The sequence below is a fragment of the Desulfacinum hydrothermale DSM 13146 genome (assembly GCF_900176285.1).
In the GTDB taxonomy this organism is placed as follows: Bacteria; Desulfobacterota; Syntrophobacteria; order Syntrophobacterales; family DSM-9756; genus Desulfacinum; species Desulfacinum hydrothermale.
This window is the reverse complement of the sequence record NZ_FWXF01000033.1, coordinates 1-7,274: the sequence shown is the minus strand read 5'-3', so window position 1 is coordinate 7,274 and position 7,274 is coordinate 1. Positions and strand designations below refer to the sequence as shown.

The window sequence follows — 7,274 nt, the reverse complement described above, 5'->3', positions numbered from 1 at the left end:
CCCCTGAAAAGCGGGAAGGGTGGATCAAGAACGTTCTGGCGAAGCGCAATGTGGACGTTCTGCTGACCAACCCCCGCCTGGTGGAAACGGGACTGGATTTGATCGAGTTCCCGACGATTGTGTTTTTCCAGCCCGGATATTCCACCTTTACGCTCCGTCAGGCTTCGCGGAGAAGCTGGCGAATCGGTCAGAGTGAGCCTGTTCGCGTTGTTTACCTGGTGTATTCCGACACCTTGCAGGAGTTGGCCCTGAAGCTGATGGCCAACAAGATGCAAGTAGCGCTCCTCGTGGAAGGAGAGCTATCGGATAAGGGTCTCACGGCCCTGGCCGACGGCGAAGCGTCGATCCTGGTCCAAATGGCGAAAGCCGTCCTTGGCGAGGATGACGATGCTGTTGACCAGAGTCTGGACCAGGTGTGGGAGTCCTTGCAGGCGACTTCCAAGCATGTGTTGGAACACTTGAATACGGCACACGATACGGCCCGAACAGGAAAAAAATCCTGCAACGTCGTGGCCCGACCGAAGCAGCGCACTCGGCGTCCGCAACGGACGGCGCTGGGAGTTTTGCGAAAGGCCCGAGGAGTATATCGGGGCAAGTTGCTGGGACATACCGTTTCCGTGCGGAACGGAGCGCTCCTGGCGCACGACGGCGTTGCTGTTGGGCAAATCCGCCAGGCGGTCGGTGTCTTTCGGTGGGTAGGCGATTTGTTCGGGAAGCCTATCGAGGTTGTGCCTGACGGCAACCGGTCGTTTTTGGTGTTCGAGCTTGACGAAGACATTGATTGTGCTGCCTAACAATCAACAAAACCGCCACACCATGCGAAGGGTGGCGGTTTTTTTTGTTTTGCGTATCTTTTTATTGACTTTTGCATGCTATCATGCTAGTATGCAAATGAAAGATAAATAAGGAAGTGGCTTTTAGTTGGAAAAACATGGGGGGCACAACATGAAGTTTGAAATCCCAAAAAAAGATCTCCTTTCCGTTGTTGGTAAGTTGGTAGGGATTACAAATGAAAAGACGGTGCATCCAATTCTTAATGGTGTACTTATTGATATTGCGGATGAACAGCAGGTGTATTTAACTGCTACAGACCTGGAAATTAGTTTGAGGGCAAAAGTCGAGGCGCAGGTGAGTGTTTCAGGGGGAGTAGTCGTTCCGGCACGAAAGTTTTTAGATGTGGTTAAGATGTTGCCTGGTAAAACGGTATCATGCCGTCTAGTTGACAATCAACTGAAAGTAGCTTCTGGAAAAACACAGTACAAAATAGCCACTTGGCCTGCGGAAGACTTTCCTAATGTGTCAATCGAATTGCCTGATTCCATGATTGACGTAGAGGTGGAATCCCTGAAGAGGATACTTAGCAGAACCGTGTGTTCGGTGGCTTCCGACAAGGATTGCTTTGACAATGTTCTCGCCGGAGTATATCTACACTCGCCCGGAATAGATGGACTTCGCGTGGTTGGGTGTGATGGCCACCGTTTGTCATACGATCAGATCGACGACTTCCCCGCTCTGCAATTGTTAGGGGAGCAAGAAGGAATTATCGTCCCGAAAAAAGGCATCCGGGAGACTCTGCGCCTGTTGGAAAATGCAGACCAGGTGTCCTTGGGACTCCTCGAAAACCGGCTTTGTATCCAGGTACCCAATGCCCTTCTATCCATGCAGCTTCTTGAGGGCAACTATCCGCAGTATGAGCATGTCATTCCGGACCATACAACCAGCATTATGGTTGATGTGGAGCGCCAGGTCTTGTTGGGAGCGCTCAGACGCATGGCGGTGGTTACGGACCAGGTACACAAAAGCATACGGATGACGGTTTGTTCCGACCTATTATGTCTGGAAGCTGGAACCGAGAATCCAATGACAGGAACAGCGAGGGAAGAAATTCCCGCTTCCTATACTGGTGAAGAATTTAAGATGACCTATAATATCAACTACGTGATGGAAACTCTACAAAATATGCAGACAGACAATGTTCGCATACATTGGGTGGACAAGAATCACGGCGGCCTATTTTTGGAACCGGACAACCACAACTACCTGACCATGATTATGCCGATGAACGAGTAACTTCCTTCCGCCCTCGAAAGAGGGTGGAGGGTCTGTATTCAGAATCAGGTCGCAGGCTTTGTATCGGGGGGGGGGGTGACATTTTCTCTTGGTGCCTCCAAAACCGCGCATTTTCTATCCAGGGGACCGTAGTGACGCGTTGGTGGCAAAAGCTCCTTTCGCCTGTCGATAAGTAGCCCGAAATTCTTTTTTCCCTGTCCGGGCAGAAGAGGGGATTTCGGTGTTGTTGGGAACCGAAGAGAAGGGATTCTCCTAATGTGTGGGTTGCAGTTGGTGTTGGTACTTTCGCGGGGACCTTCGCTTGGGATTCGTCTTGTCCCGTATTTTTCGCAAATAGAAGGCTATTGCCGCTTTCTGATCTCGAAATTCCCACTTTCGCTGATCCCAAACCGTATTTCCCCCTCCGCTCTCCTTCGTAACGACATACCTGAATGTGGCATTTTGCTCGACTCGTATGTGGTAGAATGCCTTCTTGGGACTGTTTGGGGCAATCAGGTATGATTGAGCTAGGATTTTCATTTGGCACTCCTTTCTACTTATTGTAGAATAAAAGTGTCCAATGTGGTTTTCAAGCCCAAAATGTACCTTATTGACTCAAAGGTGGTCAAATGTATCAGTTGAACGTTTTCGGCATGGTGGATAATGGCGTGCCTTGAGGTTCCAGGAGGCTTTTGAGGGTGGGGTTGCGGGATGGAGTGTCCTTTCGGGAGGCGATTTGCCCGCAAACATGGCGCAATAGATACATATTGCGCCATGTTTGGCCCCCAAAAGGGGGGTGTCAGCCCCTGCGTCGCTGTCCGATCGTGCGTTCTGGGGCAGCGAAGTATTGCGCCATGTTGTGGTTTTACAAGGAACAGGCGACGCTTTTCCCGTAAAGGGGATATCAGATCGGGCCTAAAATTCAAAAAAGAGGAGAAAAAGCAATGGCAAAGCGAAACCGAACCATTCCTGAGACAAGTCGGATAAACATCACATTGGATCGGAAGCGCATGAAAGAAGTCAAAAAGCTCGCAATTGATCTCGAAATTTCCGAAAAAGAAGTGGTCATGCTTGCGGTTGAATCCATCCTGCAAAAGTACCGCAGCCTTTCCCCCGATGAAGTTTATGCAAAAGGGCGTCAATGTTTCGTGAATGCAAAAACGTCTGCAGAAATGATCGAATCCACCAATCGGGAGAGTTAATAAAGGTGAGGTGTGCCATATGGGGATTGCCGGACATTTTTTCCCGCTTCAGTGGCAGGAGCTTTCCTGGTATGTGAAAGATCCACACACAGGATCTGAGTGTTACTCCCTCTGTCATGTGCTTGTCAGTGAGTACGAAGGTCAACCTGTCGTTGTGCTGAACAACGGCGCAAACCCGGGCACAAATCTGAAGGAAAGTGCCAACATCGTAATTTCGCTCGTGGCGCTTATCTTGGAAAACAGCCCGGAAGAAGTTGTTTGGTTTGAGTACGTTCCGGAAACAGACAAATTCTATAATTTGTTGATTCCGCCTGAAGATTTTGAGCCTGAGGTAATCTGGCAACCTGCGGATCCGCAAGTGGTAGAGTGGCTTCACGGAATACTTCCACCCTTGGACAGCGTGGTAACGGATTACGATGACGTTTTCGATTTAGACAAAAAGCCGTCTTTTTATTATCCCCTTGGTCAGTTCACGATACCTTGGATTCCAGGACGCGATTTTGTGATGCGGGCATACAATGGGCGGCGCTTTTTTAATTTTTCGCATCGGATTGTCAAACATTCACCAACCGGCATGGCATGGGGATACCGGGGCAGCGGACCTACGGATTGTGCACTAAACATTCTGGCACATGTGGCCGGCAACGACATTGCAAAGTACCCGCATATTTACACTGCGTTTAGAGATCGGTTCGTTGCGGGCCTCCCCGAAGCAGGAGGGAAGATTCCTCTTGAGACTGTGGTGGTGTTCCTGGAGGAGAAGGGTTTTCCGGCAAAAAAGGAAACGCTTACCTGAACACCATGGAAAATCTAGCGAAGGAGGGCCCCCGGATTTAGGGGGTGGCAGCTGACACACTCTTCGCAGTTTCAATCTCCTTTCGGAACAACAGGAGTTTGCAATCACCTTCAGCAACTCCTTGAACGACCTGATCGAGACCCGGTTTCGATCTCCTTCCGGCAAGGCCGGCAAGGCCGGCAAGGAAGGAGCTTTCAAATACCGCCTTCTGGACAGATCCGCCGCGGTAGATGCCCTTTTTATCTCCTCTTGTTAAATGAGGAGCTTTCAACTAGGTCCTTTCGTTGGCAAGATTTGCGTAGGCGCGCACCTTTACATCTCCTTTTTTTTTAGAATAGGAGATTTCGACCTTCTTCTGTAGCCGCCCCCAAACCCGCACGTTCTATTTTCAATCTCCAGCAAAGGGAGTTTTCAACGTTGCCTGGCGATCGGAAATACCTTTCAGCCAGCCTCTTTCAATCTCCTTACCGCAACAAAGGAGCTTGCAATACTCCCACTACTCGACGAGTTTCACGGAGGTCAGGTGCCTTTTAATCTCCTTCCGGCAAAGAAGGAGCTTTCAATCGGGATTTGCCCGCGATCGTGATCTCGATCTCGCGGTTTCGATCTCCTTCCAGCAAGGAAGGAGCTTTCAACATAGTGCGTGGCCAATACTATCTTGGCCGCATTGTATGTTTCGATCTCCTTCCAGCAAGGAAGGAGCTTTCAACGCCTCATTTGTGTGTGGGGCATAAGTAAGGTATACGGGTTTCGATCTCCTTCCAGCAAGGAAGGAGCTTTCAATAATTCCTTTCTTGGCCGTGGATTGATGCGGGCTGCCAGACCGCTTTGCGAGAGGTCCTGCTTCTGGTTACCCAATTTGTCTTTCCCCGCATGCCCAGATCCCCTTTGCCCTACAGCAACCCAACGCTACAACTATGTATTCCCACCTGCGAGCGCTCCAGGGATTTCCGTCACCACCTCAGCCCTCGCACGATTCCGGCAGGGACGTTTCAACAGGAATAAGGCAACGCCCGGCGCATCGGCGCTCCCAATAGGGCGGACGCAGGGGAGACCACGCCACGGCATATCCTTCTGGTATCGGTTCCATATGTGACGACTCTCCCCGCTAAAGCAGGGAGCTTCCCAGGCTACGCACGCCGCAACCGGCCACGTTCACGCCTGGCGGCCCCGTCCGGGCCGACTTGACCGCAAGGTCCAAAATGTTACGGGCGGCATTCACGTCGCGGTCAGCCGTGTAGCCGCAGGAAGGACAACGATGTATTCGCACTCCCAACGTCTTTTCCACCAATTCGCCACAGGACGAGCACACCTGCGAAGTGTGGGCCGGATTTACGGCAACCACCCGCACACCGGCACTCTCAGCCTTGTACGCAAGCAGTTGCCGAAACATGCCCAACCCCGCATCGTGCGCGCTCAAAGCCAAGTGACGATTACTGGTCAAAAAATTGAGAGTGAGGTCTTCTACGGCAATCAGTCCGTAAGTGTCCACGAGCCGACGGGTCGTCTTGTGCCAGAAGTCCAGGCGCTGGTTGGTGATGCGCTCGTGCAACCGGGCAACCTGTGCGGCTGCTTTGCGGCGGCGCGCGCCGCCCTTTTTGCGCCTGGAAAGACGCCTCTGGGCCACACGCAGTTTTGCAAGCGACTTTCGCAGCCAACGCGGATTTTCAATCGTTTGCCCGTCAGAGGAGGCCAAAATACTGTGCAGGCCCATGTCGATTCCGACGGCGGGACCCGAGTGTTCGCCCACAACCGGATCAGGCAGTTCGATCTGAAGACAGATATACCATTTGCGGTTTTTCCGCTTGAGGACGACGTGCTTGATCCTGGCCTCATCGGGGATCGGCCGGTGATATTTGACCTTAACGTCGCCAACGTTCTGGATGTAGAGCAGGGCACGATGTTTCGCATCGAACTTCAGTTTGCAGCCGTCGCCGTGACGATATTCCAGGCTGTTGAACCGGGTCCGTCCCTTGTAGCGCGGGAACCCGGGCTTTTCTCCGGCTTTCAGGCGTCGGAAAAACGAGCGAAAGGCTTTGTCCAGGCGGCGGAGAAGTTGCTGAACACTGGCTGCGTTCAGTTTCCCAAGCGTATCGGGATTTTCGTGCCTCTGGTCACGAAAATACGCCCACTGCTGAGGGTAGGTAACGCTCTTACCATCGTTCTTATATGCGTTGATGCGCTGCTCCAAGGCCGCATTGTAGAGCAGGCGTCCCTGCCAAAGCAAAAAGTCCAAGGCACGATCCTGTGCGTTGGTGGGATAAAGGCGGTATTTGTACGTGCGGATCATCGGTCACCGCCCCTTTTGTGCATCAATGTAGCGTTGGATCGTGGCTGCGCTGACGTTTCCGGCTGTTCCCACATAGTAGCTGCGCGTCCACAGCGACGGCAGGCGGCTTTTGAGATGCGGAAATTCCTTCCGAAGCTGTCGGGCGCTTGCACCTTTCAGTCGATACACGATCTGGCTGATCGCCAGGTCGGGCGGAAACGAGGCAAACAGGTGAACGTGGTCGGGCTGCACAACCAGATCTATCACCTCTCCGTCGAGGGCACGAACATATTCCGGCAACAGCTCGGCAAGGCGTTTTCCAACGTCTCCGGCGAGAACCGGACGCCGGAACTTGGGACACCAGACCAGGTGATAGTTGGTGTTGTATGTCGCATGTCGTGTTCGTTTCGCCATAGCAATCTAACGATAAACCAGTAGAAGGGAGGTGTCAAGCGCCATTCCCCACCGGGCTAAAGCCCGGTGTCCCCTGGCGCGATTCTTATAGAGAACAGAGTACTGTGGCAAAATCCAAACGCAATACCGCCTTGGGAGTATCGAAAACTACGACGCTATCCAGGTGCGACCCGTTCTTTTTGATGCCGTGCTTCTTCCCAATCTTGAGAAGCACCCTTCGAGTTGCTTCTCAAAGGCGGCCCGGAGCGCCCACACAACGTGGGGGCCGGGTTGCGCTCCGAGCTCCAGGAGATCGCGCCCTCTCACCACCGAGGCTGTTCCGGCTTGCTTGCGAACTTCTCGGCGAACTGGAAACCTGGCAACGTTGCCCGATCAAGGCGAGAAAATTCTTCTGAACGACGTAGTGCACTTCTTGAAAGAGAGGGGATTTTTCGGAAAACAGGAACGGGAAGACAACTTGATGGCAAAAACCCAAGTTGTTTGTCTCCTAATAGGTTTTTGTTTATTTTGTTTTGTTTTCAATTTATAAAAAACAATCTACTTG

5 protein-coding genes and 1 pseudogene are annotated in these 7,274 nt (G+C 52.1%); 4 read left to right on the top strand and 2 right to left on the bottom strand.

Annotated features, from left to right (window positions below):
- From B9A12_RS17140 to B9A12_RS16130, 4 genes and pseudogenes are all read left to right on the top strand, one after another.
- Positions 1-794, top strand: a pseudogene (locus B9A12_RS17140) (hypothetical protein); the annotation flags it as partial.
- Positions 795-945: 151 nt separating this feature from the next.
- Positions 946-2,070 carry a DNA polymerase III subunit beta gene (gene dnaN, locus B9A12_RS16145; RefSeq protein WP_170920682.1) on the top strand — a complete coding sequence of 375 codons (1,125 nt, stop codon included), beginning with the start codon at positions 946-948 and terminating at the stop codon, positions 2,068-2,070.
- A gap of 923 nt (positions 2,071-2,993) precedes the next feature.
- Entirely contained in the window at positions 2,994-3,251 is a 258-nt protein-coding gene (locus B9A12_RS16135) for a hypothetical protein (RefSeq protein WP_084059122.1), read from the top strand.
- 19 nt (positions 3,252-3,270) lie between these two features.
- Positions 3,271-4,047: a DUF6166 domain-containing protein gene (locus B9A12_RS16130; protein ID WP_084059121.1), complete on the top strand. Its 777-nt coding sequence runs from the start codon at positions 3,271-3,273 to the stop codon at positions 4,045-4,047.
- A gap of 1,108 nt (positions 4,048-5,155) precedes the next feature.
- Here B9A12_RS16130 and B9A12_RS16125 read toward each other — a convergent pair.
- Both B9A12_RS16125 and tnpA read right to left on the bottom strand, forming a co-directional pair.
- Positions 5,156-6,337, bottom strand: coding sequence for an RNA-guided endonuclease InsQ/TnpB family protein (locus tag B9A12_RS16125; RefSeq protein WP_084059120.1), 1,182 nt, complete (start codon positions 6,335-6,337; stop codon positions 5,156-5,158).
- 3 nt (positions 6,338-6,340) lie between these two features.
- Positions 6,341-6,730: an IS200/IS605 family transposase gene (gene tnpA / locus B9A12_RS16120; protein ID WP_084059119.1), complete on the bottom strand. Its 390-nt coding sequence runs from the start codon at positions 6,728-6,730 to the stop codon at positions 6,341-6,343.
- Positions 6,731-7,274 lie beyond the last annotated feature (544 nt).